Source organism: Nocardioides sp. LMS-CY, from assembly GCF_018732145.1.
Lineage (GTDB): Bacteria > Actinomycetota > Actinomycetes > Propionibacteriales > Nocardioidaceae > Nocardioides > Nocardioides soli.
In genome coordinates, this window is sequence record NZ_CP076104.1 from 2067569 (window position 1) to 2091706 (window position 24138).

Here is a 24138-nt window from a genome sequence, read left to right on the forward strand (position 1 = left end):
CCGAGCGACCCGGTCGACCCGAGCAGACCGCAAGCCGCCCAGCAGCCGTCACCACCCCCCCCGTAACCCCTACCCACGGCGACCACACAAATCCGGTAAGCGCGTCACCGACCGTGACCACAAGCCGACCGCGCCGCTGCGCGACATCGACAAGCTGTTGCTAGCGGCTCAGGCGGGGCCCTGATGACGCGCGTGGGCCTGGGCGGCGTGCGGCGATCGATGGGACGGCGGGGCCGGCGCCGGCCACCGCAGGCGGTAGCGTCCGGGCATGGCTGCTGCACTGAAGTTCTCCGGTCCGGTCCTGCCCGACGGCGAACCCCGTGAGCTGTACGTCGTGGACGGCGCGATCACCTACGAGCCGGTTGCCGGTGCCGAGCGGGCGGTGGATGGCTGGATCGTGCCCGGCCTGGTCGACGCCCACTGCCACCTCGGCCTGGGGGAGCACGGTGCGATCAGCGACGAGGAGACCGAGCAGCAGGCGATCGAGGATCGCGACGGCGGCGCGTTGCTGATCCGCGACTGCGGGTCCCCGGTCGACACCCGCTGGATCCAGGAGCGCGAGGACCTGCCGCGGCTGATCCGCGCCGGCCGACACATCGCGCGCACCAAGCGCTACCTGCGCGACTACGCCCACGAGGTCGAGCCGGCGGACCTCGCGGCGTACGTCGCCCAGGAGGCCCAGCGCGGCGATGGCTGGGTGAAGCTGGTGGGTGACTGGATCTCCCGCGAGGACGGCGACCTGATGCCGTCGTTCCCGGCCGACGACTTCGCGGCGGCGATCCGCGTCGCCCACGAGCACGGCGCGAAGGTGACCGCCCACTGCTTCGGCAGCGACGTCCTCACCAGCGTGCTGGCGGCCGGCATCGACTGCATCGAGCACGGCACCGGCCTCGACGAGAGCCACCTCGCGCAGATGGTCGAGCGGCAGGTGGCGCTGGTGCCGACCGTCATGCAGACCGAGAAGTTCCCCGAGTACGCCTGGTCGGGGCGCGAGCGGTTCCCGGCGTACTCCCGCACCATGACCGACCTCTTCGTGCGCCGCCGCGAGACGCTGATGGCGGCGTACGACGCGGGGGTGCCGCTCTACGCGGGCTCCGACAACGGCGGGGTCAGCCGCCACGGCAACCTGGCCGGCGAGGTGATCGGGCTGGCCGCGATGGGGCTGCCGCGCGACTACGCGCTCGGCGCGGCGTCGTGGCGCGCCCGCGAGTGGCTCGGCTGGAACGCCGACCTGGCCGAGGGCGCGCCGGCGGACTTCGTCGTCTACGACGCCGATCCGCTGGCCGACCTGTCCGTGCTGCTCCGCCCGGCCTGTGTCGTGCTACGCGGACGGATCTGCTGACGGAGCCGCCGGCCGGACCAGGCGGTACTTGCTCCGGGGCAGCACCGCGAACCAGCGCGGCCGCGGGCCGTCGTCCTTGACCCCCAGCCGCAGGCCCGTCATCAGCGCGTCGATCCACCGCTCGTCCTGGCGGTGGGTGGTGGTCGCCGTCTGCTCGGTCTGCCCGCGCATCCGCAGTGCGAGCTGGCGGGCGCTCAGCGTCCGGCTGCCGGTGTACATCAGGACCTCCAGCAGGTCGACCTGCTCCTGCGGGAGGTCGACGAGGCGGTCGTCGACGACGACGATGCCGCGCGCCGGGTTGATCCGCAGCCCGCGGAACTCGATCCAGCCACCGACGAACCGCATGCCGACCTCGAGCATGCCCTCGCGGCCGTCGTGCCCGGTGTCCTCGTCGTCGGGCTCCGGCTCGGCGCCGACGGGCTGCCCGGCGGCGACCTGGCGCAGGAACGCCGAACGCTCCGCGTCCTCCGCCGCCGGCGCCCAGCCGGTCTCGGCGGTCCCACCGACGATCTCGGTCACCGGCCGGCGCGCGACCGCGGCCAGCCGAGCCCGCAGCTCGACCGGGCGGATCGGCTTGGGCACGTAGTCGTCGGCACCGGCGTCGAAGCCGGCGAGGATGTCGGCCTCCTGGGAGCGGCTGCTGATGATGACGATGTACGCCGAGCTGAACTCGCGGATCCGCCGCGTGGCCTCGAGGCCGTCCATCTCGGGCATCGTCACGTCGATGGTGGCGAGCACCGGCTGGTGCTGCTGGGCGAGCGCGATGCCGGTCGCCGCGTCGCCGGCGCTCAGCACGGCGAAGCCGGCCTGGGTCAGCACGACCTCCAGCAGGTCGATGGTGTCCTGGTCGTCCTCGATGATCAGGGCAGTCGGCCGAGCGTTCCCCGAGGCATCAGACACGCGACGGAGTATCACAAACGATCCGGCGTCCTGTCAGGACTTCGGCCGCGCCGGCCGGGTCGCCCAGAGCACGCCGTTGACGATCAGCGTCGCCAGGCCCAGCAGGCCGAGCAGGCCGCCCACCGCGACCGTCGCGATCAGCCCGCCGACGAAGCCGCCGACCGTCGGGGCCGGCCCGATGACCACCTGGCGTTCGTCGGGATCGCCGAACCCGTCCTCGGACTCGAGGTCGCCGGGCGTCGCGTTGCAGGTGACCTCGAGCTCTCCGGAGCCTGGAGCGAAGCGGTACGCCGCCACGAAGTCGCCGTCACCGGTGTCGCGGGTGAACTGGCTGGTCACGGGGCGCAGCCGGATCTCCTCGCCGGTGGCCGTGTCGACCACCCGGCAGCCGGGGTCGAACACGTCGTCGGAGCGCCACAGCATCCGGTCGCCGTCGGTGTCGACGGTGACGGTGTGCGGCCGGCCGTCGATGGGCACGCGGGCATCGGTGGTGAAGAACGCCGCCAGGGTCCAGATGAACAGCCCGACGGCGGCGACCCCGCCGACGACGATCAGGCCGGCACCGACCAGGAACCACACCCAGCTCGGGCGATACTTCTGGGGACGCGGCGGCTGGCCCGGCGGGTAGCCCGACGGCACCGGGTACGACGGCGGCGGCTGGCTCGGCGGCGTGGTCATGCGACCGACTCTGCCCGATTTTCTCGACCGGTGTCGCGTCTGGCAGACTTGGCGGCTGAGTCCTGCGCGCCCGGACCCTCTCATCCGGACGACGCAGAGCCCATCGAGGACACCGCTCCTGGTCCCCACCCGGTCCGCGGGTCCTCACCACACACAACTTCCGAGGAGACACCACAAACGTGGCCGTCAAGATCCGCTTGAAGCGCCTGGGCAAGGTCCGGGTGCCGCAGTACCGCATCGTCGTCGTCGACTCGCGCAAGAAGCGCGACGGCAAGGTCATCGAGGAGATCGGCAAGTACCACCCCAAGGAGAACCCGTCGTACATCGACGTCGTCTCCGACCGGGTCGCGTACTGGCTGGGTGTGGGCGCGCAGCCCTCCGACGCCGTCACCAAGATCCTGACCATCACCGGCGACTGGCAGAAGTTCAAGGGCTACACCGGCACCGAAGGCACCCTGAAGGTCGCCGAGGCCAAGCCGGACAAGCTGGCGATCTTCAACGAGGCGCTCAAGGAGGCCGCGAGCGAGCCCAAGGGCGACGCGGTCACCAAGAAGTCGGCGGCCAAGAAGAAGGCCGACGAGAAGCCCGCCGAGGAGGCCCCGGCCGCCGAGGAGACCGCTCCGGTCCCCGCGGACGAGACCCCGGAGGTCGCCGCCGAGCAGGCCGAGGCCGCGGAGCAGTCCGACGCCGACGCGGCCGAGAAGGCCGAGTCCTGAGCGCCATGCTCGCCGAGGCGCTCGAGCACCTGGTGCGCGGTGTCGTCGACAACCCCGACGACGTGAGCGTGCGAGACAAGCAGCTGCGCCGCGGGTCGATCCTCGAAGTGCGCGTGCACCCCGACGACCTGGGCAAGGTGATCGGCCGTGGCGGTCGCACCGCCACGGCGTTCCGCACCGTGATCTCGGCGCTCGCCGGACGCGGCGGCGCCCGGATCGACTTCGTCGACGTGGACCGACGTCGCTGAACGCGCCGTTCGACCGCTTGAATGGGTGTCGCCCTCAGGGGGCGGCACCCGTTCGGCATTTCTGAGAGGAAGCACGTGGAGACCATCGAGGTGCTGGTGGGCCGGATCGGCAAGCCGCACGGCATCCGTGGGGACGTCACGATCGACGTGCGCACCGACGAGCCGGAGCGACGCTTCGCGCGCGGTGCGGTCTTCGCCGTGCAGCCCCCGAAGGGGTCGGCGTCCACGCTCCGGACGCTCACGGTCGCGAGCACCAAGTGGCACCAGTCGGTGTTGCTGGTGCGCTTCGAGGAGATCCCGGACCGCAACGCCGCCGAGGCGGCGCGAGGCATCCTGCTGCACGCCACGATCGCGGCTGACGAGACCCCCGAGGACCCCGACGAGTACTACGACCACCAGCTGGTCGGGCTGGCGGCGTACGACGTCTCCGGCGCCGGGCTCGGCGAGGTCACCGGCCTGGTGCACGGCGGCGCCCAGGACCTGCTGAGCGTGCGGACGCCCGACGGTCGCGACGCGCTGGTGCCGTTCGTGAAGGCGCTCGTGCCCGAGGTCGACCTCGCTACGCGCCGGGTCGTGATCGCCGACCGGCCCGGCCTCGTGACGCCGCTGCCGGAGGATGACTCGTGAGGATCGACGTCGTCACGATCTTCCCCGAGTACCTCGCCCCGCTGGAGCTCTCGCTCGCCGGCCGGGCCCGGGAGAAGGGCCTGGTCGACATCCGGGTCCACGACCTGCGCGGCTGGACCCACGACCGGCACCGGACCGTCGACGACACGCCCTACGGCGGCGGCGCCGGCATGGTGATGAAGCCCGAACCGTGGGGCGAGGCGTTCGACGAGCTGCTGGCGGAGGGGCCGGCGACGGTCGTGTTCACGACGCCGTCGGGGCGGCCCTTCACGCAGGCGGTCGCCCGCGACCTGGCGACCCGCGAGCGGATTGTGTTCGCCTGCGGGCGCTACGAGGGCATCGACCAGCGCGTCGTCGACGAGGTCGCCACCCGGGCCGAGGTGTGTGAGGTCTCGCTCGGCGACTACGTGCTCAACGGGGGAGAGGTCGCCGCGCTGGCGATCACCGAGGCCGTGGTGCGCCTGCTCCCCGGCTTCATGGGCAACGCCGCGTCGCTCGTGGAGGAGTCGCACGAGGACGGCCTGCTGGAGTATCCCGTCTTCACCAAGCCCGCCTCGTGGCGCGGGCACGACGTGCCGCCGGTGCTGCTCTCGGGCGACCACGCCGCGATCGCCGCGTGGCGGCACGACCAGGCCGTGCGGCGCACGGTGCAGCGGCGACCGGACCTCGTCGCGGCGTCGACACTGATGGACGACGTCGAGATCGGACCCGCCGAGCTCGCCGACTCCGGTGAGCTGCTGGTGCTGCAGCTGGCCTGCTGGGTGGCCGAGGAGCACGACAACCCCGGCGTGCGGATCCCCGCGCTGCACGAGACCCACGACGACGTACGCGCGTGGCTGGCGCGCGACACGGTGCTGGTCGCCCGCTCCGCGGGGCGCCTGGTCGGCGCCGTGCGCGCCTCCCTCGACGACGACCTGTGGGAGATCGGCCGGCTGATGGTGGCCCCCGACCTCGCCGGCCGTGGCCTCGGTCGCGTGCTGCTGGAGCGGATCGAGGCGATGGCGCCCGCCGCGGCTACGACGTACGCACTGTTCACGGGCGCCGGGAGCGCCCGCAACCAGCGGATCTACCGGAAGGCCGGCTACCGGCTCCGCGGCGAGATCGCCCCGGGCGTGGTCCGGATGACCAAGCGGATTTCCCGGCCCTGAGCCCCTGTGGCAGACTTGACCCTCGGTCCAGCCGGTCAAACAGGGATCGCCCGGAGTGAGTCTTCGACGGGGTTCCGCACCACCTCCTGCCACAGGGGGAGCGTGGCGCCGCCGGCCACCAGGCTGGGCCGTCCAACTGCATGCCATCCCCGCACCGCGGCTGACCTGTGGCACTCGCGAGGAGAGACAATGAGCAACGTCATCGCCGAGCTCGGCAGCGCGAGCAAGCGCACGGACCTCCCGGAGTTCCGCTCCGGTGACACCGTCAAGGTGCACGTGAAGGTCGTCGAGGGCAACCGGTCCCGCATCCAGGTGTTCCAGGGTGTCGTCATCCGCATCCACGGTGCCGGCGTGGGCCGCACCTTCACCGTCCGCAAGGTCTCCTTCGGCGTCGGCGTCGAGCGGACCTTCCCGCTGAACTCGCCGATCTTCGAGCAGATCGAGGTCGTCACCCGTGGTGACGTCCGCCGCGCGAAGCTCTACTACCTGCGCAACCTCCGCGGCAAGAAGGCCAAGATCAAGGAGCGCCGCGAGGCCTGAGCGCTACGCTCACCCGCGTGAGCACCCCACGGAATCGCGGCCTCCTCCGCTTCGCTCCTCCGGCGCACGATTCCGCGGGGACCCCGCGATGACTTCCGAGGACCGCGATCCCGACGAGGGGTCGCGGTCCTCGCGCGTCCGGGGCCGGCGGCTCCCGGTCTGGCAGGAGGCGATCCTGCTGCTCGGCATCGCGCTGGTGCTGGCGATCCTGGTCAAGGCGCTGTTCGTGCAGGCCTTCTACATCCCCTCGGCCTCGATGGAGCCCGGGCTGGTGAAGAACGACCGGATCCTGGTCGAGAAGCCGTCGTACTGGTTCGGTGGCCCCGAGCGCGGTGACGTCGTCGTGTTCAAGGACCCCGGTGGCTGGCTGCCGCCGGGCGAGCCGCCGTCGGCCCTGGCGAGAGCGCTCGCGAAGGTCGGGCTCTTCCCGACCGAGGGCCACCTGGTGAAGCGGGTGATCGGCGTGGCCGGCGACGTGATCAGGTGCTGCGACGAGCAGGGCCGCCTGATGGTCAACGGCCAACCCCTCGACGAGGAGGACTACGCCGTCCTCGACGGCGCCGACTGCTACGGCCCGATGCCACGCGGGTCGGCGTCCTGCGACTGGAGGGTCGGGCCGGTTCCCCACGGGCGGGTCTTCGTGATGGGCGACAACCGCAGCAACTCGGCCGACTCCAGCCGCCACGCGTGTCTCGGCGCACCGATCGGCACCGCCTGCGACGAGGACCCGTACGTCGACGTCGACGACGTGGTCGGCAAGGTCTTCGTCCTGGCCTGGCCGGTGGATCGCTTCGGGTTCCTGCACCGGCCGGCGACCTTCGACGACGTACCGGACGCGTCCTGACCGGTTCGGTCGCGGCGGTCCCGCTTCGGCACCGGGCTACGTTTACCCTGGGGCGTGGCTTCCGACGACGATGGCGAGGGCATGAGCACCACCGACGAACCCACGGCGAACGCGGAGTCACCCGACGAGGGGCCTGCGGGCGCCCCGACTAGCCCCGACGGCGCGAAGCAGAAGAAGCAGAAGAAGCACCTGCCCGTCTGGCAGGAGACGATCCTGCTGCTCGGCATCGCGCTGGTGCTGGCGATCCTGATCAAGGCGCTGTTCGTGCAGGCGTTCTACATCCCGTCGGAGTCGATGGAGCCCGGGCTGGTGAAGAACGACCGGATCCTGGTCGAGAAGCCGTCGTACTGGTTCGGTGGCCCCGAGCGCGGCGACGTCGTCGTGTTCAAGGACCCGGGCGGCTGGTTGAACGGCGAGGAGGCCGCCGGTCCGACCGGCACCGTCGCCAAGGCGCTGTCGAAGGTCGGGCTCTACCCGACCGGCGGGCACCTGGTGAAGCGGGTGATCGGCGTGGCCGGCGACGTGATCAAGTGCTGCGACGAGCAGGGCCGGCTCACGGTCAACGGCCAGCCACTGGACGAGAAGGACTACGCCCGCCTCGGCGGCGCCGACTGCTACGGCCCGATGGTCAACGACTGCAGCAAGGACTGGGAGGTCGGGCCGATCCCCGACGGCCAGGTCTTCGTGATGGGCGACAACCGCAACAACTCGGCGGACTCGTCGTTCCACATGTGCAAACCCACGGACACCGACTGCACGAAGAATCCGTACGTCGACGTCGACGACGTGGTCGGCAAGGTCTTCGTGCTGCTGTGGCCCAGTGACCGCTTCAAGATCCTGCACCGTCCCGACACCTTCGCGGACGTGCCCGACGCCGACTGACCGGGGGTGATGGTCCCGTGAGCGAGCTGCCCCGTGGAGTCACCGTCCGCAGGGACGCCGGTCTCTACGGCTACGAGCGTGCGCTCCGTCGGCACGGCATCGAGGACATCGCCGGCGTCGACGAGGCCGGCCGTGGCGCCTGCGCGGGTCCGCTCGTGGCGGGCGCGGCGATCCTGCCGCCGGGCAGGGCGGGCATCGTGCCGGGGCTGGCGGACTCCAAGCTGCTCACCGAGAAGGCCCGCGAGCGCTGCTACGACCAGATCGTGAAGCGGGCGCTCGCCTGGTCGGTGGTGGTGGTGTCCCACGACGAGTGCGACCGGCTCGGCATGCACGTGGCGAACGTCGAGGCGCTGCGGCGCGCGGTCGCCCTGCTCGAGCTGCCGCCGGCCTACGTGCTGACCGACGGGTTCCCGGTCGACGGGCTCGGCGTACCCGGCCTGGCGGTCTGGAAGGGCGACCGGGTCGCCGCGTGCATCGCCGCCGCGTCGGTGCTGGCGAAGGTCACCCGCGACCGGATCATGACCGAGCTCGACGCGGTCTGGCCGGCGTACGACTTCAAGACGCACAAGGGCTACATCACCGACGTGCACACCGCGGCGCTCACCGAGCACGGGCCCTCGCCGGTGCACCGGATGCGGTTCGTCAACGTCCGTCGGGCCGCGGGCCTGGAGCCCGGCGTGGGCGAGCTCGGACTCGAGCCCACGGGGATAGAGTCGGCGTCGTGAACACCCCACGAAAGCGCGCGACGGGGGCGCTGCGCGCGGCGGCGCCCTTCCGCGGGGACCCCGGAGAAGCATGAGCGCGGAGGACCTCGAGAAGTACGAGACCGAGATGGAGCTGACGCTCTACCGGGAGTACCGCGACGTCGTCGGCATCTTCAAGTACGTCGTCGAGACCGACCGTCGCTTCTACCTGTGCAACCAGGTGGACGTGAAGGCGCGCACCGAGGCCGGCGACGTGTTCTTCGAGGTGTCGATGAGCGATGCGTGGGTGTGGGACATGTACCGCCCCGCACGCTTCGCCAAGAACGTCAAGGTACTGACGTTCAAGGACGTCAACGTCGAGGAGCTCAGCCCGACGGAGATCGACCCCCCGAAGTCCTGACGGCCCCCGGCTGACGGGCCACCTTCCGTCCACAGGCGCCCTTCCGGCAGCGCGATCCCCAGGCGCGGCCTTCCGCGCTCCCGACCGTCCCCTCCGACCGCGACGCTGGCGGTCAGGAGGTCATCGAGATGACGGGAACGGCACGGGCGGGGCGCAACCAGGCGCTGCACAACCAGGCGTTGGGGGAGTACGGCGAGCGGCTCGCGGAGCGGCACCTCGTGGCACAGGGGATGGTCGTCCTCGACCGCAACTGGCGGTGCGAGGCGGGTGAGCTCGACCTGGTGCTGCGCGACGGCGCCGTGCTGGTCGCGTGCGAGGTGAAGACCCGCACCTCGGTCGACTACGGCACCCCGCACGAGGCGGTCGACGCGGCGAAGCTCGACCGGCTGCGGCGGCTGGCGATGCGCTGGCAGGCCGCGCACGGGCTGACCGCGCCCGAGGTCCGCGTCGACCTGGTCGCCGTGCTCCGACCCCTCAAGGGGCCGTCGGCCGTGGAGCACGTCCGGGGGGTCGGCTGATGCCGTTCGCCACCGCCCACACCGTGTCGCTGCACGGCGCGGTGGGCCACCTCATCGACGTGCAGACCGACGTCTCACCCGGCCAGGTCGGCGTGACCGTGGTCGGCCGGGCCGACACCACGATCAACGAGGCCCGCGACCGGTGTCGCATGGCCATCATCAACAGCCACCTCGACTGGCCGGCGACCAGGAGGATCACGATCCTGCTCTCGCCCGCCGACCTGCTCAAGCGGGGCACCCACTTCGACCTGGCGGTCGCGGTCTCCGTGCTGGCGGCCGCGGGCACGGTCCCGGCCGCCTCGTTGGCGGACACGGCGCTCGTCGGCGAGCTCACCCTCGACGGCAACCTGCGCTCGGTCAGCGGCGTGCTGCCGATGGTGCTCGCGGCCGCCGAGCGGGGCATCCGCGCCGTGTTCGTCCCCGAGCCGCAGGCGACCGAGGCCGCGATGGTCCCCGACATGAGCGTGATCGGGGTCCGTTCGCTGGCGCAGGTGGTGGCCATCCTGCGCGACGAGGAGGTTCCGTACGCCGAGCCGGTGGCCCCGCTGTCGGGTGCCCGGCTGCTCGCCTGGCGTGGCCAGGAGCGGCTCGAGGAGCTCGACCTCGCCGACCTGCTCGGAGTCGACGACGCGCGGTACGCCGTCGAGGTCGCCGCGGCCGGGGGCCACCATCTCCTGCTGTCCGGGCCCAAGGGCTCCGGCAAGACCAGCCTGGCCGAACGGGTTCCCGGCATCCTGCCCGACCTCACGCCGGACGAGTCGCTCGAGCTCAGCGCGATCAGCTCCCTGGCCGGCACCCTCGACCCGGCTGCCGGGATGCTCACCCGGCCTCCGTTCGCGGCCCCGCACCACGACGCCAGCAAGGCGAGCATCGTCGGGGGAGGGTCGGGCGCCGTCCGGCCGGGAGAGGTGAGTCGGTCCCACGGCGGCGTGCTCTTCCTCGACGAGTTCCCCCTGTTCCGCTCCGACGTGATCGAGGCGCTGCGCCAGCCGCTCGAGAGTGGGGACGTGACGATCGCCCGACGCGACGAGTCGGTGACGCTCCCGGCCCGAGGCATGGTGGTGCTCGCGTGCAATCCGTGTCCCTGCGGCGACTACAGCGGGGACGTCCGGTTCAACCGGTGCACGTGCCGCGAGGTCCAGCGCCGCGACTACCGCAACAAGGTCACGGGTCCGGTCGCCGACCGGGTCGACATCGTCCGGCACCTGCCGCCGTTGCGCCGGCACGACGCGCTCGCCGACACCGAGGCACCCGAGTCCTCGGCGCAGGTGCGCCAGCGGGTCACCGCCGCCCGCGCTCGGCAGGCCGAGCGGTACGACGGCGAGAGCTGGCGCCTCAACGGCCACGCACCGGGGCCGGTGCTGCGCGAGCGCTGGCCGCTCACCAAGGCCGGTCAGCGCGCCGTCGACGAGCAGCTCTACGACGGACGGCTGAGCCGCCGCGGTGCCACCCGCGTCCACCGGCTCTCCTGGACGGTCGCCGATCTCCGTCGCCTCGATCGTCCGGGCCTCGACGAGGTGGAGACCGCGCTGCGGCTCCGCACCGGGGAGCCGCTCCTGCTGCAGATGCTGGAGCGGGTGTCGTGACCGAGCCGGACCGGCTCGCCCGCGTCGCGCTCGGGAGGATCGCCGAGCCCGGCCGGGCCGCCCTGCTCGACGCGGTGACGTCCTTCGGTGCCGCCGCCGTGTTGGAGCAGCTGCTCGAGGACGCGACGCTCGGACCGAGGCTCGCGGAGATCGACAGCGTTCGTGAGCTCGAGGTCGCCGCCAGGTCCGGGCTCCGGTTCGTCGTGCCCGGCGACGACGAGTGGCCGGCGGGGCTCGACGACCTGGCCGGCGCCGGCTCGGTGCAGGAGCGCGGCGGGGTGCCGCTGGGGTTGTGGGTGCGCGGGCCGCTCCGCCTCGACGCGCTCGGCGGCGCCCTCGCGGTGGTCGGTTCGCGATCGGCCACGACCTACGGCGCCGACCTCGCCCGCGACGTCGCGGGCGAGGTCGCCGAGGCGGCGCGCATCGTCGTGTCCGGCGCGGCGTACGGCATCGACCAGGCCGCCCATCGTGGCGCGATCTCGGCGGGCGCGCCGACCGTGGCCGTGCTGGCCTGCGGAGCCGACCGGGTCTACCCGAAGGAGCACACCGCGCTCGTGGCCCGCATCGCGGACGACGGGGCGGTGGTCTCCGAGACCGTGCCGGGTGGCGCGGCGATGCGGGTGCGGTTCCTGTCGCGCAACCGGCTGATCGCCGCGCTCACCCGCGGAACCGTAGTCGTCGAGGCCGCACTCCGCAGCGGTGCGCTCAACACCGCCAACTGGGCCGGGCGCCTCAATCGGCACCTCATGGGCGTCCCGGGCCCGGTGACCAGCGCCTCGTCGGCCGGCGTCCACCAGCTGGTCCGCACCGGCGCGGCGACCTTGGTCACCTCGGGAGCCGAGGTGCTGGAGGTGCTCAGCCCCGCGGGGGAGCACCTCCTGAGCATCCCGCGCGGTCGCGACCGGGCCCGGGACGCCCTGACCGAGCGCCAGCGCCTCGTGCTCGACGCGGTGCCGGTCGCGCGTGGCGCGACGTCCTCGTCGATCGCGCGGCTCGTCGGTCTCAGCGCCGAACGGGCTCACGGCACCCTGCTCGAGCTCGAGATGCGGGGGATGGTCGAGCTGGACGAGGCCGGGTGGCGGCTCGCCGCGTTGGCTCACGAGTGAGGAGGTCGGCCGTTCGTAGAGTGCAGACGTGAGTGAGGAGGACGCGGCGCACGACGTGCTGCCGGAGGCGATGGCCGCCGTGCTCGGGGAGTACGAGCGGCACCTTGCGGTCGAGCGCGACCTGACGGCGCACACGGTCCGGGCCTATGTCACGGACGTGGGCGGGCTGCTCGACCACACGGCCAGGCTGGGCGGCAGCACCGTCGGCGACCTCGACCTGCGCACGATGCGCAGCTGGCTGGCCAAGCAGCAGACGATGGGCCGCTCCCGCACCACGATCGCGCGCCGCGCCACCGCGGCCCGGGTCTTCACGGCCTGGCTGGCCCGCACCGAGCGGATCCCGACCGATGTCGGTGCCAGCCTCGGGTCGCCGAAGGCGCACCAGTCGTTGCCACCGGTGCTGCGCGCCGACGAGGCCGCCGAGCTGATCCGGTCCGCGACCGAGCACGCCGACGACGGCAGCCCGACCGGGCTGCGCGACGTCGCGATGCTCGAGCTGCTCTACGCGACCGGCATCCGGGTGGGCGAGCTGGCCGGCCTCGACGTCGACGACGTCGACCGGGAGCGCAACGTGATCCGGGTCTTCGGCAAGGGCCGCAAGGAGCGGACCGTGCCGTTCGGGCGCCCGGCGGCCCGGGCGCTCGACCTCTGGGTCCGGCACGGCCGGCCCCTGCTGGCCGTCGAGGGCTCGGGCGCGGCGCTCTTCCTCGGCACCCGCGGCCGGCGGATCGACCAGCGGGCGGTCCGCACGATGGTGCATCGGCGGATCGCGGACGTACCCGGTGCGCCGGACATCGGGCCGCACGGGCTCCGGCACACCGCGGCCACCCACCTGCTCGAGGGCGGCGCCGACCTGCGCTCCGTGCAGGAGCTGCTCGGCCACGCCTCGCTCGCGACCACCCAGCTGTACACGCACGTGACGACCGACCGGCTGCGTCGGGCCTACCAGCAGGCGCACCCCAGGGCGTGAGCCCCGGTCAGGCCGGCGCCTCGACCACCAACCCGGCCTCCCGGCCCGCGTCCTGCAGGCGGCGGTCGAACGTGACGAGGACGTCGACGTCCTCGCGCAGAGCGGTGGCCAGGTGGATGGCGTCGAGGCTGCGGAGCGCCATCGGTCCGATGGCCGCGGCGACCTTGAACACCGCACGGGGCGCCTCGGCGAGGTTGACCAGGTCGACGGCCGCCGTGACGTTCTCCTCATCGATGCCGCGCCGTCGCGCGGCGCGCCTGAGCTCGGTCTCGAACAGGATCGATGACACGAACTCGGCCGACGCCGCCCGCTCCTCCAGGTACGCGAGGAGCGCAGCGCTCTCGGGTTCCTCGACGACGAGCTTCGTCGCTGCCGACGAGTCCAGGTAGATCTTCACAGCCGCTCCTCGCGCAACTCGTCGAGGGTCTCGCTCAGCGCCGGCGATCCGGGCGGCAGCCGCACTGGCTTCAACCTCGACCAGCCACCCTTGCGGACGGCGGGCTTCACGATGCGGAGGTTCCAGCTCACAGCCGCGGTCGGTGGAGCGAGGATGGCCACGACCTCGCCGTTGTTCGTGATCTCGAACGACTCCCCGTCGGCCACCCGGCGCAGGATCTCCGAACTGTCATTGCGGAGCCGACGGTGGGGAATGCGCTCCATCAGCCGACTCACCGTGCCTCTCATGCCATCCTCACCAGATGTAGCAAGCGTAGCAACGGCCGCCAGTGCGCGTAGGGAAGTGAGGGCGGTTGCCAGGGCTCGGTCACGGCCGGCCCCGGCGACCCCGCCGGATCGTCCCGCCACAGCGGGAGCAGCCGGACCGGACCGGCGCCGACGAGCCGGAGCGGATCGAGGTAGGTCTCGCCCTCGAGCCAGCCCCAGTGCAGACAGCTGCCCGGCGCGCAGTGCGAGCCGACCGGCGAGAGCGCGCCGATCAGATCGCCCGCCGCGACGCGGTCGCCGACCGCGACCGTCGCCGTGACCGGCTCGTACGTCGTACGGGTCGTGCCGTGGCCGACGACGACCACCCCGCGGCCCGCGAGCACCCCGGCCCAGGTCACCCGGCCGGCCAGGGCGGACCGCACGCGCTGACCCGGGTGACCCCGGAGATCGACGCCGCGATGGCCGGTGTCCCACGGGTCCGCGGGCGGGTCGAAGGCCCGGACGACGGCCGGCTCGGGACTCAGGGGCCACACCCCGACCGGATCGGTCTCGCCCGCGGCGGGCGCCGCGGGGCCGGCTACGGCCATCGCCAGGAGGGGGCCGAGGAGCGTGCGGAGCCGGTGGCGTGGTGTCATGGAGTCCAGGCTCCCGTCGGCCGGGGACGGCCGGAGTGGGTCGAGGCCGGGGCTGTGGAGGACGCTGCCGGACGGGAGCCTGTGGACGTCCGGTGGCCCCTCGGCCGCGATTGGTCGCGGCCCGGTGCGGTCGACTACGCTGGAGTCCGCAACCCGTATGGGTTGACTTCGCACGTCCGCAGACCGCGACGGGTCCTGGCACTCCGAGGACCCGGCCACCCGTGGGCGACGACCTTCAGTCCGACCCTCCCAGGGATGGGGGGACCGGTCGGGTCGCGCGCAGACGTCAGGGCCGACGGCACCCGCCGGAGGCAGTAACTGAGAACAGCGAGAGCACGCTCCGGTCCGGCCTGGTTGAAGGTCGGGCGGCAACGGTGCGGGCTCCACACACCAGGAGATTCACATGGCAGTCGTGACCATGCGCCAGCTTCTCGAGAGCGGCGTGCACTTCGGACACCAGACCCGGCGCTGGAACCCGAAGATGAAGCGCTTCATCATGACCGAGCGCAACGGCATCTACATCATCGACCTGCAGCAGTCGCTGGCCTACATCGACCGCTCCTACGCCTTCGTCAAGGACGTCGTCGCCAAGGGCGGCACCGTGATGTTCGTCGGCACCAAGAAGCAGGCGCAGGAGGCGATCGCCGAGCAGGCGACCCGCGTCGGCATGCCCTACGTCAACCAGCGCTGGCTGGGCGGCATGCTCACCAACTTCGCGACCGTGCACCAGCGGATCAACCGCCTCAAGGAGCTCGACGAGATCGACTTCGACGACGTGGCCGGCAGCAGCCGCACGAAGAAGGAGCTGCTCCAGATGCGCCGCGAGCGGGACAAGCTCAACAAGTCCCTGGGCGGCATCCGCGAGATGAGCCGTACGCCGTCCGCCGTGTGGATCGTCGACACCAACAAGGAGCACCTCGCCGTCGAGGAGGCCCGCAAGCTGCGGATCCCGATCATCGGCATCCTGGACTCCAACTGCGACCCCGACGTCGTCGACTACCCGATCCCGGGCAACGACGACGCGATCCGCGCGGTCGGCCTGCTGACCCGCGTGGTCGCCGACGCCGTCGCCGAGGGCCTGATCGCCCGCTCCGGCGCCAAGGCCGCCGAGGGTGCGGCCGAGCCGGGCGCCGAGGAGCCGCTGGCCGAGTGGGAGCGCGAGTTGCTGACCGGTGACGCCGAGCAGACCGCCGCCGAGCCGGCCGCCGAGGCCGCTGCCGCTGAGCCGGTCGCCGAGGCCGCTGCCGCCGAGCCGGTCGCCGAGGCCGCTGCCGCTGAGCCGGCCGCCGAGGCCGCTGCCGCTGAGCCGGCCGCCGAGGCTGCTGCTGAGCCGGCCGCCGAGGCGTCCGACGCCCAGGCCTGAGCACCGCATCCACTCCGGACACTTCGAGGAAGAGGAACATGGCTTACACCGCAGCCGACGTCAAGAAGCTCCGTGAGCTGACGCAGGCCGGCATGATGGACTGCAAGAAGGCGCTCGACGAGACCGACGGCGACTTCGACAAGGCGGTCGAGCTGCTCCGCGTGAAGGGTGCGGCGAAGGCCGCCGCCCGGGCCGCCGAGCGCGAGGCGTCCGCCGGCCTGGTCGCCGCCTCGGGCAACGCCCTGATCAGCCTCAAGGCCGAGACGGACTTCGTCGCCAAGAACGATGCGTTCATCAACGCCGCGCAGGCGATCGCCGAGGCCGCCGACAGCAACAAGGTCGGCGACGCCGAGGCGCTCAAGGCCGTCTCGCTCGGCGACAAGACGGTCGGCGAGACCGTCGAGGAGCTCGCCCGCACCATCGGCGAGAAGATCGAGCTCGGTCAGGTCGCCTACTTCGACGGCACGACCACGGTCTACCTGCACAAGCGGGCCTCCGACCTGCCCCCCACGCTCGGCGTCCTCGTCGAGTTCGAGGGCGACGAGGCCGCGGCGAAGCAGGCCGCCCAGCAGGCGGCCGCGCTGAAGGCGCAGTACCTCACCAGCAGCGAGGTCCCGGCCGACGTCGTGGAGTCCGAGAAGGACGTGCTGACCAAGAAGACGCTCGAGGAGGGCAAGCCCGAGGCTGCCGTCGCGAAGATCGTCGAGGGTCGCATCAACGCCTTCTTCAAGGAGATCGTCCTGCTCGACCAGGAGTCGGTCTTCGAGGCCAAGAAGTCCGTCAAGCAGGTGCTCGACGCCGCGGGCACGACCGTGAAGCGGTTCGCCCGTTTCGAGGTCGGTGCCTGAGCGGATAGGTTCACCCCAGACCACACGAGGAGGCCGGTGCGATGACAGCAACCCTGATCATCGGACCGGCCTTCTCGCATGTCCGCACCACTCCCCACCAGGCACGAAGGAGCCGCCCGTGACCGGTTACAAGCGAGTCCTGCTCAAGCTCTCCGGCGAGGTCTTCGGCGGCGGCAAGGTCGGGGTGGACCCCGACGTCGTGCAGACCGTCGCCCGTGAGATCGCAGCCGTCGTCGATGCCGGCGTGCAGATCGCGGTCGTGACCGGCGGCGGCAACTTCTTCCGCGGTGCCGAGCTCCAGCAGCGCGGCATGGACCGCGTGCGCGCCGACTACATGGGCATGCTCGGCATCGTGATGAACTGCCTCGCGCTCCAGGACTTCCTCGAGAAGATGGGCGTCGAGACCCGGGTGCAGACCGCGATCACGATGGGCCAGGTCGCCGAGCCCTACGTGCCGCGGCGCGCGATCCGGCACATGGAGAAGGGCCGGGTCGTCATCTTCGGGGCCGGCATGGGCATGCCGTTCTTCTCCACCGACACCGTCGCCGTGCAGCGGGCGCTGGAGAGCAAGTGCGACGTGGTGCTGGTCGCCAAGAGCGGCGTCGACGGCGTCTACTCCGCCGACCCGCACGTCGACCCGAGTGCGACGAAGTTCGACGAGCTGACCTACACCGACGCCATCGCCCGCGGCCTGAAGATCATGGACCAGACCGCGTTCGCGCTCTGCGGCGAGAACAAGCTGCCGATGGTCGTCTTCGGCATGGAGCCCGAGGGCAACATCCTGCGCGTCGTGCAGGGTGAGAAGATTGGCACGCTCGTCAGCGCGGGCTGACCCCGCCCGCTGAGCAGCGGCGCCCCGGCGCCGAGCAGCACCACCGAGCAGCATCACCGCGAAGAAACAGGAGCAGCCGTGATCAACGACATCCTCAACGAGGCCGACGGCAAGATGGACAAGTCGGTCGAGGCGACGCGCGAGGAGTTCGCGGCGATCCGGGCCGGCCGCGCCCACCCGAGCATGTTCAACAAGATCGTCGCCGAGTACTACGGCACCCCCACGCCGTTGCAGCAGCTCGCGTCGTTCACGGCGCCGGAGGCGCGGGTCATCCTGATCCAGCCCTACGACCAGAGCGCGATGCAGGCCATCGAGAAGGCGATCCGCGACTCCGACCTCGGCGTGAACCCCGCCGACGACGGCAAGGTGATCCGCTGCGTGTTCCCGGAGCTCACCGAGGAGCGCCGCAAGGAGTACATCAAGGTGGCCCGGGGCAAGGCCGAGGACGGTCGCGTCGCGGTGCGCAACCTGCGGCGTACGGCCAAGCAGAGCCTCGAGAAGCTCGAGAAGGACGGCGAGGCCGGCAAGGACGACGTCGCCGGCGCCGAGAAGCGGCTCGACGCGACGACCAAGAAGCACACCGACGCCATCGACGAGATGCTGAAGAACAAGGAGGCCGAGCTGCTCGAGGTCTGAGCAACTCGGAAGCCTCCATGACCGACGCCTCGACGCCGGCGCCACCGCAGAAGGACCACGGCCGCGCCGGACGTGACCTCCGTGCTGCCGTCAGCTCGGCGGTCGTGCTGCTGACGGCGATCGCGCTGTCGCTGCTCTTCTGGAAGCCGGCGTTCATGGTGATCGTCGCCGCCGCGGTGGTCGTGGCGATCTGGGAGCTGAGCCGCGGCTTCTCCGCCAAGGGCATCGACCTGCCCGAGCCGCCGCTGATGGTCGGCGGCGTCGTCATGGTGGTCGTCGCCTACGTCTGGGGCGCCCCGGCGCTGGTCACCGCGACCGCGGTGGCCGCGCTCGCCACCATGCTGTGGCTGCTGCGTCGCGGCGTCGAGGGCTACGTGCAGAACGCCACGGCCTCGGTCTTCAGCCTGGTCTACGTGCCGTTCCTCGGCTCGTTCGTGGCGCTCCTCCTCGCGGAGGGACCCGATCGCAACGGCGGCGGCCTCGACGACCCCGGCGTGCAGGGCATCATCGCGTTCGTCCTGGTGACGATCGCCTCCGACATCGGGGGGTACGTCGCGGGCGTGCTGTTCGGGAAGCACCCGATGGCGCCGGTCATCTCGCCAAAGAAGTCCTGGGAGGGCTTCGCGGGGTCGTTCGTCTTCTGCCTCGCCGCCGGGTGGGCGCTGGTGGTCTACCTGCTCGACGGCGACTGGTGGGTCGGGCTGCTGCTCGGCGCCATCGCGGTCGTGATGGCCACGCTGGGCGACCTGTGCGAGTCGGTCATCAAGCGCGACCTCGGCATCAAGGACATGAGCCAGGTGATCCCCGGCCACGGCGGCCTCATGGACCGGCTCGACTCCCTGCTGGCCACGATCGCCCCGATCTGGCTGCTGCTCCACTACCTGGTCTACTAGGCCGTGTTGGCCGGGCCCGCGCCACCGGCATGGCGCGGCCGTCGCGGGCGCCGCTTCGACGTAGCATCGAGATGATGTCGACCGACCAGGACCAGGCCCCGGAGCCCGTCGCCGCGACCGACGAGCGCGCCGCCCGCGAGCCCGACTGGTGGCACCGTGACCACCCGACGTTCACCGCGCTGACCGGCTTCTTCACCGGCCTGGCCTTCGTGATCCTGGTGCCCGGGCTCTTCATCGGCCTGCTGCACCTGGTGCTGGACGACGAGACGGCCGAGGGCCTGTTCCCCTTCGTGCTCGTCATGCTCGCGGTGCCGATCGGCCTGGTGATCGCGCCACGCACCCGCAGGTTCGGCGGCTACATGCTGACCGGCGTCCTCGTGACCGCGCTGGTCGTCGGCGGCGTAGCCGCCCTGGTGCTCTGGTACATGATCTCCTACGAGGGCTGACCGGCCCACGAATCGCCCCGCGGCGCGAGCGGGTGGGAGAATCGGCTGCGATGTCCGAGCGCACCAACCTTCCCCTCGTCTTCGACGAGCCCCGCGGCCGCAGGAAGCCACCGCGGCACCTCGCCGACCTGACGCCCGAGGAGCGCAAGGAGCGGCTCGCGGAGCTCGGTCTCCCCGGCTTCCGCGCCAAGCAGCTCTCGACCCATTACTTCGCCCGGCTGGTCGACGACCCGGCCGAGATGACCGACCTGCCGGCCACGCAGCGCGACGAGCTGGTCGCGGGCCTGCTGCCCGAGCTGATGGTCCCGCTGCGGACCATGGAGGCCGACCGCGGCACCACCCGCAAGACCCTCTGGAAGCTCTTCGACGGGGCGCTGGTCGAGTCGGTGCTGATGCGCTACCCCGACCGGGCCACCATGTGCGTCTCGAGCCAGGCCGGCTGCGGCATGGCCTGCCCCTTCTGCGCGACCGGTCAGGGTGGGCTGCAGCGCAACATGTCCACCGCCGAGATCGTCGAGCAGGTCGTCGCCGGCGCTCGCGCGCTCACCCGGGGCGAGGTGCCCGGCGGCCCGGGCCGGGTCTCCAACGTGGTGTTCATGGGCATGGGGGAGCCGCTCGCCAACTACAAGGCGGTCATCGGCGCCGTCCGCCGGCTCACCGACCCCACGCCGGACGGCCTCGGGATGAGCGCTCGCGGCATCACCGTCTCCACCGTCGGCCTGGTGCCCCGGATGCTCCAGCTCGCCGAGGAGGGCATCCCGGTCACCCTGGCGCTCAGCCTGCACGCCCCCGACGACGAGCTGCGCAACGAGCTGGTGCCGATCAACACCCGCTTCTCGGTCGCCGAGACCGTCGACGCCGCCTGGAACTACGCCAGGGTGACCAAGCGACGGGTCTCGATCGAGTACGCCATGATGCGCGGCATCAACGACCACGCGTGGCGGGCCGACCTGCTCGCCGACGTGCTGCGCGAGCGTGGTGCTCTACCGGATGATCGGCGGAGCCGATGGGGCTGGGTGCACGTCAACCTGATCCCGCTCAACCCCACGCCGGGGTCGAAGTGGACGGCGTCCGACCCGGCCGACGAGCGCGAGTTCGTGCGCCGGCTCGAGGCCAAGGGCATCCCCACGACCGTGCGCGACACCCGGGGCCGCGAGATCGACGGCGCCTGCGGCCAGCTGGCCGCCACCGAGGCCTGACCGGTCGAAGGAGCCCACGCGCCTGCTTTCATACCGGTTATACTCTTGGGTCATGAAGACGGCGGTATCCATCCCTGACGAGGTGTTCCGTGAGGCGGACGAGGCAGCCGAGCGCCTGGGGTGGAGTCGGTCTCAGTTGTATACCCGTGCGATCCGACAGTTCCTCGGGGAGCAGGGCGACGATCCGGTGACCTGTGCGCTCGACGCACTGGCCGACGAGATGGGCAGCCCGGCGACTCCCGTCACAGCGCGGGCGCTGATCGACGCCGGCGTGTGGGAGTGGTAGCCCGCGGGGAGGTCTGGTGGGCCGACTTCGGTGACCCCCTCGGCTCTGAGCCCGGCTACCGGCGCCCGGCCCTGGTCGTCTCCTCGGACCGTTTCAACCGGTCGCGTATCTCTACCGTGATCGTGACGGCCGTGACGAGCAACCTGCGTCTTGCGCCGCTACCGGGAAATGTCGAGCTCGAGGCCGGCGCAGCGGGTCTGCCGAAGAGCTGTGTAGTGAACGTGTCGCAGACCTTGGTAGTGGATCGGTCTCGGCTCACCGAGCCGGTCGGTTCGCTGGACGCGAGCGTCATGCGACAGGTGGACGACGGTCTGCGACTCGTCCTGGGGTTGTGACCGGTCGGCTACTTCTTCTTCTTCTTCTTGGTGAGGAAGGCCGGCGCGGGCAGCAGCAGCTCGGTGTTGCGGGAGGTGCGCACCCCGCCCCGCTTCTTGCTCCGCTCCTGCGGGTCGTTGGCGGCCAGCTCCCGGGCGACGGCGGCGAGCTCGAGCGGCGACCCGAGGTCGGCGTACGCCGTGGGCGCCCCGTGATCGATCATCGTGGTGAAGATCGAGAGCGTGCCGTCGCGGTTGTCGGCGACCTCGATCAGGCGGGCCTGCTGCGGCCAGTCGATGTGGGAGGCGGTGTTGATCTCCCAGAAGCCGCCGACCACCGCGGCGCGACCCTTGCCGCCCTTCTTCTTGCGGGGATGCGGCAGGATCTTGTTGCTGTGGGTGTGCCCGTTGACCCACGCGATCACGTTGGGGTGGCGCAGGAGCTCCTTGACCAGCTCGTCGCCGTGCACCCGGCGCCCGGGGTCGATCGAGCCGGTGACCGTGCTGTTCATCGTCCACGACGTGTGGTGGCTGGCGACGACCACCAGGCGCTTGCGGGAGCCGGCGAGGACCTTGCGCAGCCAGCTCAGCTGCGTCTGGTTCAGGGAGCCCCGGTCGTCGCCGTTGTGGTTGACGGTGTCGAGGACGACGAACCGCAGGTGCTTGCCGTGGTCGAAGGTGTAGTAGCCGGTGCCGGACTTGCGGTTCTCCGGGGTGAAGCCGTGGCCGACCGGGCCGGGCGCCCCGGGCACCAGGTGGAAGTGCTCCTCGACGATCTCCGCCGTGCTGAGCTGGCGGCGGTCGGGGTCCGGCGTCACGTTGCGCGGGAGCTGCCCCACCCGGATCGTCTTGGTCCCGCCGATGGCCTTGGCCTGGCTGGTCGCGTCCGGCGCCTCGTTGCCCTGGATCAGCGGGTCGTGGTTGCCGAGTGCCGAGTACCACGGCACGTCGAGGCCGGTGGCGTCGAAGGGGCGGCGCGCGGCGTCGATGAGGCCGGGGATCGCCTTGAAGCCGTAGGTCTTGCGGTAGTCGTCGTCGACCTGCCCGGCCGGCGTGCCGTCGGGGTGGTAGTAGGCCGGCGTGTAGAAGGCGGGGTCGCTGGAGTCCATCACGCCCTCGTAGCGGTTGAGGTCGCCGGAGTCCTGCCGCACGGTGCCCCCGTCGAGGACGTCGATGTTCCAGCGGAGCTCGTTGTACTGCGCGTTGTCGGCGTTGTCGCCGGTCTGCACGACGAAGTCGAGCTTGCGCCGGGTCACCGGACCGCGGCCGATCCGGTTGATCTGCCGCACCATCGCCTCCGCGACGTGCAGGCCGAGCATCTCGCCGGGCCGGTACGCCGAGCTGCTGAAGAACTCGGCGTTCTCGAGACGGTTGGGGGACTCGCTGTCGCAGATGTGCACGTCGCTCATCTGCCCGAACGCGACCAGCGCCCGGCGCCGGCTCGCCCGCTTGCGCTGTGCCTCGGCGCCGAGCCCGCCCCGGACCACCGTCGCCTCACCAGCGCGGGCGACCACCGGCCGGTAGCCGCCGGCGCCCGCAGTGCCCTTGGCGAGCACCGCCGTGCGTGTGGTCTTGCCGAGCACGGCGGTCCGCCCGGCCGCGCGGACGGTGGGGGAACCTGCGACCGCGGCGTCGGCGAGGCCGAGGCCGAAGCCACCGAGAGCGGCGACGCTGCCGGCGGCGGCGGAGGAGCGGAGGACGTCACGACGCGAGATCTGCACCGCGTCAATCTAGGCTCAGTCGGTCGTCCGCGTCACCGTATTGGTGTTCGTGTCGTTGGAATCGACCAGCTGGGCGGCCTCGTCGACGGTGTCGACGAGGTGCACGTGTCGCTCCATCGCCCGGCCCCGCGCGAGCGCCCGGAGCAGCGGCCAGGCGGGCAGGGTCTCGGTCCAGTAGGTCGCGCCGACCAGCACCATCGGCGCGACCGCGGCCTCGTCGGCGTAGAAGTTCTCGCAGGCGTCCTGGAAGATCTCCTGCACGGTGCCGCCGAGGCCGGGCAGGAACACGATGCCGGCGTCGCAGATCTCGAGCAGGATCGCCTCGCGCTGGGAGTTGCGGAAGTACTTCGCGATGGCGGTCGCGAAGACGTTCGGCGGCTCGTGCCCGTAGTGCCAGGTGGGGATCCCGAGGCCGGGAGCCCCGTCGGGGTGCCGCGCGAGCACGTCGAAGGCGGCCTCCGCCCACGCGTCGACCGACGGGTGGAACGACGGGGCCGCGGCCAGCCGCGCCAGCGCGTCGTCGAGGGCGTCCGGGTGGCCCGTGAGGTAGCCCCCGAGGTTCGCCGCCTCCATCGCGCCCGGCCCGCCGCCGGTGGCCACCACGTGGGACGCGCCGAGCAGCATGCCGAGCCGGGCCGCCTCGACGTACGCCTGCTCGCCGCGCCGCAGTCCGTGCCCGCCCATCACGCCGACCAGGCGGCGGTCCGCGATCCAACGCTCCAGCGCGACGTCGATCGCGTGGTCGTGCAGCGCGCGGCACAGCGCCGCCTCCGGGGTGCGTGGAGCCCGGGCCCAGCGGTAGGCCCGGGCGTCCAGCGAGTCGTCGTACGGCGCCGCGTCGTAGAGGTCGCCGGGGGAGTAGAGCGTGGTCCGGGCGGGATCGACCGGCACGTCGGGCTGCTCGGCGGCCCGACGCTCCAGGCCGAGGACCAGCTCGTCGGGCTCACCTCGGACGGCATGACGCGATCGCACGCCCGCACCCTAGATGACTAATTCCAAGGGATCGTGCAAGCGAGCGGCGCTCAGCGCCGCTCCGGCAAGGCGCCGATGCGTCGGCAGACTGGACGTCTTTCAAGCGTCGGCAACGCCGCCG

30 protein-coding genes and 1 pseudogene are annotated in these 24138 nt (G+C 71.8%); 24 read left to right on the forward strand and 7 right to left on the reverse strand.

Annotated features, from left to right (window positions below; translation table 11 throughout):
* The first annotated feature begins 268 nt into the window (after positions 1-268).
* Entirely contained in the window at positions 269-1342 is a 1074-nt protein-coding gene (locus KM427_RS09995) for an amidohydrolase family protein (RefSeq protein ID WP_183590569.1), read from the forward strand.
* Here the strand turns inward: KM427_RS09995 and KM427_RS10000 are convergent.
* On the reverse strand, positions 1322-2242 hold the full coding sequence (locus tag KM427_RS10000) for a response regulator transcription factor (RefSeq protein WP_215527098.1): 921 nt from the start codon (positions 2240-2242) through the stop codon (positions 1322-1324). The genes KM427_RS09995 and KM427_RS10000 overlap by 21 nt on opposite strands.
* Before the next feature lie 33 nt (positions 2243-2275).
* Complete coding sequence (locus KM427_RS10005; RefSeq protein WP_215527099.1) at positions 2276-2920, reverse strand: hypothetical protein; 645 nt, start codon at positions 2918-2920, stop codon at positions 2276-2278.
* A gap of 179 nt (positions 2921-3099) precedes the next feature.
* Here KM427_RS10005 and rpsP point away from each other — a divergent pair, with 179 nt between their 5' ends.
* The 14 genes and pseudogenes from rpsP to KM427_RS10070 all read left to right on the forward strand — a co-directional run bounded on the left by rpsP (position 3100) and on the right by KM427_RS10070 (position 13209).
* Positions 3100-3636: a 30S ribosomal protein S16 gene (gene rpsP, locus KM427_RS10010; protein WP_183590566.1), complete on the forward strand. Its 537-nt coding sequence runs from the start codon at positions 3100-3102 to the stop codon at positions 3634-3636.
* Positions 3637-3641: 5 nt separating this feature from the next.
* Positions 3642-3884 (forward strand): RNA-binding protein, encoded by a 243-nt coding sequence (locus tag KM427_RS10015; protein ID WP_183590565.1) that lies wholly within the window; start codon positions 3642-3644, stop codon positions 3882-3884.
* 75 nt (positions 3885-3959) lie between these two features.
* Positions 3960-4511 (forward strand): ribosome maturation factor RimM, encoded by a 552-nt coding sequence (rimM, locus tag KM427_RS10020; protein ID WP_215527100.1) that lies wholly within the window; start codon positions 3960-3962, stop codon positions 4509-4511.
* Positions 4508-5179 (forward strand): annotated as a pseudogene (gene trmD, locus KM427_RS25475) (tRNA (guanosine(37)-N1)-methyltransferase TrmD); the annotation flags it as partial. The gene rimM and the pseudogene trmD, both read left to right, overlap by 4 nt.
* 18 nt (positions 5180-5197) lie before the next feature.
* Positions 5198-5659: a GNAT family N-acetyltransferase gene (locus KM427_RS25480; protein WP_252275383.1), complete on the forward strand. Its 462-nt coding sequence runs from the start codon at positions 5198-5200 to the stop codon at positions 5657-5659.
* 189 nt (positions 5660-5848) lie between these two features.
* Positions 5849-6199 carry a 50S ribosomal protein L19 gene (gene rplS, locus KM427_RS10030; RefSeq protein ID WP_183590562.1) on the forward strand — a complete coding sequence of 117 codons (351 nt, stop codon included), beginning with the start codon at positions 5849-5851 and terminating at the stop codon, positions 6197-6199.
* 88 nt (positions 6200-6287) lie between these two features.
* Entirely contained in the window at positions 6288-7043 is a 756-nt protein-coding gene (gene lepB, locus KM427_RS10035) for a signal peptidase I (RefSeq protein ID WP_183590561.1), read from the forward strand.
* 81 nt (positions 7044-7124) lie between these two features.
* Positions 7125-7925, forward strand: a complete 801-nt coding sequence (gene lepB, locus KM427_RS10040) for a signal peptidase I (protein ID WP_215527102.1) — start codon at positions 7125-7127, stop codon at positions 7923-7925.
* Between the two features lie 17 nt (positions 7926-7942).
* On the forward strand, positions 7943-8650 hold the full coding sequence (locus KM427_RS10045; protein ID WP_183590559.1) for a ribonuclease HII: 708 nt from the start codon (positions 7943-7945) through the stop codon (positions 8648-8650).
* Between the two features lie 70 nt (positions 8651-8720).
* On the forward strand, positions 8721-9029 hold the full coding sequence (locus KM427_RS10050) for a DUF2469 domain-containing protein (RefSeq protein ID WP_183590558.1): 309 nt from the start codon (positions 8721-8723) through the stop codon (positions 9027-9029).
* 128 nt (positions 9030-9157) lie between these two features.
* Positions 9158-9547, forward strand: a complete 390-nt coding sequence (locus tag KM427_RS10055) for a YraN family protein (protein ID WP_215527103.1) — start codon at positions 9158-9160, stop codon at positions 9545-9547.
* The gene (locus KM427_RS10060; RefSeq protein ID WP_215527104.1) at positions 9547-11133 is read left to right on the forward strand and encodes a YifB family Mg chelatase-like AAA ATPase; all 1587 of its coding nucleotides are present in this window, start codon (positions 9547-9549) and stop codon (positions 11131-11133) included. Before KM427_RS10055 ends, KM427_RS10060 begins: the two co-directional genes overlap by 1 nt.
* Positions 11130-12239 (forward strand): DNA-processing protein DprA, encoded by a 1110-nt coding sequence (gene dprA, locus KM427_RS10065; protein ID WP_215527105.1) that lies wholly within the window; start codon positions 11130-11132, stop codon positions 12237-12239. The genes KM427_RS10060 and dprA overlap by 4 nt, the downstream gene beginning before the upstream one ends.
* A 70-nt stretch (positions 12240-12309) precedes the next feature.
* Positions 12310-13209 carry a tyrosine recombinase XerC gene (locus KM427_RS10070; protein WP_215527579.1) on the forward strand — a complete coding sequence of 300 codons (900 nt, stop codon included), beginning with the start codon at positions 12310-12312 and terminating at the stop codon, positions 13207-13209.
* Between the two features lie 7 nt (positions 13210-13216).
* On the opposite strand, the gene KM427_RS10075 is transcribed toward KM427_RS10070, so the two are convergent.
* From KM427_RS10075 to KM427_RS10085, 3 genes are read right to left on the reverse strand one after another with little or no spacing between them, the layout of a single operon-like run.
* Positions 13217-13606, reverse strand: a complete 390-nt coding sequence (locus tag KM427_RS10075) for a type II toxin-antitoxin system VapC family toxin (RefSeq protein WP_215527106.1) — start codon at positions 13604-13606, stop codon at positions 13217-13219.
* Positions 13603-13893: a type II toxin-antitoxin system Phd/YefM family antitoxin gene (locus tag KM427_RS10080; protein WP_183590553.1), complete on the reverse strand. Its 291-nt coding sequence runs from the start codon at positions 13891-13893 to the stop codon at positions 13603-13605. The genes KM427_RS10075 and KM427_RS10080 overlap by 4 nt, the downstream gene beginning before the upstream one ends.
* Positions 13890-14507, reverse strand: a complete 618-nt coding sequence (locus KM427_RS10085; protein WP_215527107.1) for a M23 family metallopeptidase — start codon at positions 14505-14507, stop codon at positions 13890-13892. Before KM427_RS10085 ends, KM427_RS10080 begins: the two co-directional genes overlap by 4 nt.
* A gap of 403 nt (positions 14508-14910) precedes the next feature.
* Between KM427_RS10085 and rpsB the strand changes: the two genes are divergently transcribed.
* The 9 genes from rpsB (at position 14911) to KM427_RS10130 (ending at position 21345) form a co-directional block, all read left to right on the forward strand.
* A complete protein-coding gene (gene rpsB / locus KM427_RS10090) occupies positions 14911-15870 on the forward strand; it encodes a 30S ribosomal protein S2 (RefSeq protein WP_215527108.1) in 960 nt (319 codons plus the stop codon).
* Between the two features lie 38 nt (positions 15871-15908).
* Positions 15909-16718: a translation elongation factor Ts gene (tsf, locus tag KM427_RS10095; protein WP_183590550.1), complete on the forward strand. Its 810-nt coding sequence runs from the start codon at positions 15909-15911 to the stop codon at positions 16716-16718.
* Between the two features lie 118 nt (positions 16719-16836).
* Complete coding sequence (pyrH, locus tag KM427_RS10100; RefSeq protein WP_183590549.1) at positions 16837-17550, forward strand: UMP kinase; 714 nt, start codon at positions 16837-16839, stop codon at positions 17548-17550.
* A gap of 81 nt (positions 17551-17631) precedes the next feature.
* Positions 17632-18186, forward strand: coding sequence for a ribosome recycling factor (frr, locus tag KM427_RS10105; RefSeq protein WP_215527580.1), 555 nt, complete (start codon positions 17632-17634; stop codon positions 18184-18186).
* Between the two features lie 17 nt (positions 18187-18203).
* Positions 18204-19079, forward strand: a complete 876-nt coding sequence (locus KM427_RS10110) for a phosphatidate cytidylyltransferase (RefSeq protein WP_215527109.1) — start codon at positions 18204-18206, stop codon at positions 19077-19079.
* Between the two features lie 74 nt (positions 19080-19153).
* The gene (locus KM427_RS10115) at positions 19154-19525 is read left to right on the forward strand and encodes a hypothetical protein (RefSeq protein WP_183590546.1); all 372 of its coding nucleotides are present in this window, start codon (positions 19154-19156) and stop codon (positions 19523-19525) included.
* Between the two features lie 50 nt (positions 19526-19575).
* On the forward strand, positions 19576-20724 hold the full coding sequence (gene rlmN, locus KM427_RS10120) for a dual-specificity RNA methyltransferase RlmN (protein WP_215527110.1): 1149 nt from the start codon (positions 19576-19578) through the stop codon (positions 20722-20724).
* Positions 20725-20776: 52 nt separating this feature from the next.
* Positions 20777-21010: a ribbon-helix-helix domain-containing protein gene (locus KM427_RS10125; RefSeq protein ID WP_215527111.1), complete on the forward strand. Its 234-nt coding sequence runs from the start codon at positions 20777-20779 to the stop codon at positions 21008-21010.
* Positions 21004-21345 (forward strand): type II toxin-antitoxin system PemK/MazF family toxin, encoded by a 342-nt coding sequence (locus tag KM427_RS10130; RefSeq protein WP_215527112.1) that lies wholly within the window; start codon positions 21004-21006, stop codon positions 21343-21345. The genes KM427_RS10125 and KM427_RS10130 overlap by 7 nt, the downstream gene beginning before the upstream one ends.
* Positions 21346-21353: 8 nt before the next feature.
* Here the strand turns inward: KM427_RS10130 and KM427_RS10135 are convergent, their stop codons facing one another.
* Complete coding sequence (locus tag KM427_RS10135) at positions 21354-23045, reverse strand: TIGR03767 family metallophosphoesterase (RefSeq protein ID WP_215527113.1); 1692 nt, start codon at positions 23043-23045, stop codon at positions 21354-21356.
* A gap of 15 nt (positions 23046-23060) precedes the next feature.
* The gene (locus tag KM427_RS10140; protein WP_252275247.1) at positions 23061-24017 is read right to left on the reverse strand and encodes an LOG family protein; all 957 of its coding nucleotides are present in this window, start codon (positions 24015-24017) and stop codon (positions 23061-23063) included.
* Between the last annotated feature and the right edge of the window lie 121 nt (positions 24018-24138).

Bases quoted from the DNA above. Each gene is read 5' to 3' on its own strand.
- KM427_RS09995 (WP_183590569.1), top strand. From the start codon at position 269: ATGGCTGCTGCACTGAAGTTCTCCGGTCCGGTCCTGCCCGACGGCGAA.
- KM427_RS10005 (WP_215527099.1), bottom strand. From the start codon at position 2,920: ATGACCACGCCGCCGAGCCAGCCGCCGCCGTCGTACCCGGTGCCGTCG.
- KM427_RS10015 (WP_183590565.1), top strand. From the start codon at position 3,642: ATGCTCGCCGAGGCGCTCGAGCACCTGGTGCGCGGTGTCGTCGACAAC.
- KM427_RS25480 (WP_252275383.1), top strand. From the start codon at position 5,198: ATGGACGACGTCGAGATCGGACCCGCCGAGCTCGCCGACTCCGGTGAG.
- rplS (WP_183590562.1), top strand. From the start codon at position 5,849: ATGAGCAACGTCATCGCCGAGCTCGGCAGCGCGAGCAAGCGCACGGAC.
- lepB (WP_183590561.1), top strand. From the start codon at position 6,288: ATGACTTCCGAGGACCGCGATCCCGACGAGGGGTCGCGGTCCTCGCGC.
- lepB (WP_215527102.1), top strand. From the start codon at position 7,125: ATGAGCACCACCGACGAACCCACGGCGAACGCGGAGTCACCCGACGAG.
- KM427_RS10050 (WP_183590558.1), top strand. From the start codon at position 8,721: ATGAGCGCGGAGGACCTCGAGAAGTACGAGACCGAGATGGAGCTGACG.
- KM427_RS10055 (WP_215527103.1), top strand. From the start codon at position 9,158: ATGACGGGAACGGCACGGGCGGGGCGCAACCAGGCGCTGCACAACCAG.
- KM427_RS10060 (WP_215527104.1), top strand. From the start codon at position 9,547: ATGCCGTTCGCCACCGCCCACACCGTGTCGCTGCACGGCGCGGTGGGC.
- KM427_RS10070 (WP_215527579.1), top strand. From the start codon at position 12,310: ATGGCCGCCGTGCTCGGGGAGTACGAGCGGCACCTTGCGGTCGAGCGC.
- KM427_RS10080 (WP_183590553.1), bottom strand. From the start codon at position 13,893: ATGAGAGGCACGGTGAGTCGGCTGATGGAGCGCATTCCCCACCGTCGG.
- KM427_RS10085 (WP_215527107.1), bottom strand. From the start codon at position 14,507: ATGACACCACGCCACCGGCTCCGCACGCTCCTCGGCCCCCTCCTGGCG.
- rpsB (WP_215527108.1), top strand. From the start codon at position 14,911: ATGGCAGTCGTGACCATGCGCCAGCTTCTCGAGAGCGGCGTGCACTTC.
- tsf (WP_183590550.1), top strand. From the start codon at position 15,909: ATGGCTTACACCGCAGCCGACGTCAAGAAGCTCCGTGAGCTGACGCAG.
- KM427_RS10110 (WP_215527109.1), top strand. From the start codon at position 18,204: ATGACCGACGCCTCGACGCCGGCGCCACCGCAGAAGGACCACGGCCGC.
- KM427_RS10115 (WP_183590546.1), top strand. From the start codon at position 19,154: ATGTCGACCGACCAGGACCAGGCCCCGGAGCCCGTCGCCGCGACCGAC.
- rlmN (WP_215527110.1), top strand. From the start codon at position 19,576: ATGTCCGAGCGCACCAACCTTCCCCTCGTCTTCGACGAGCCCCGCGGC.
- KM427_RS10125 (WP_215527111.1), top strand. From the start codon at position 20,777: ATGAAGACGGCGGTATCCATCCCTGACGAGGTGTTCCGTGAGGCGGAC.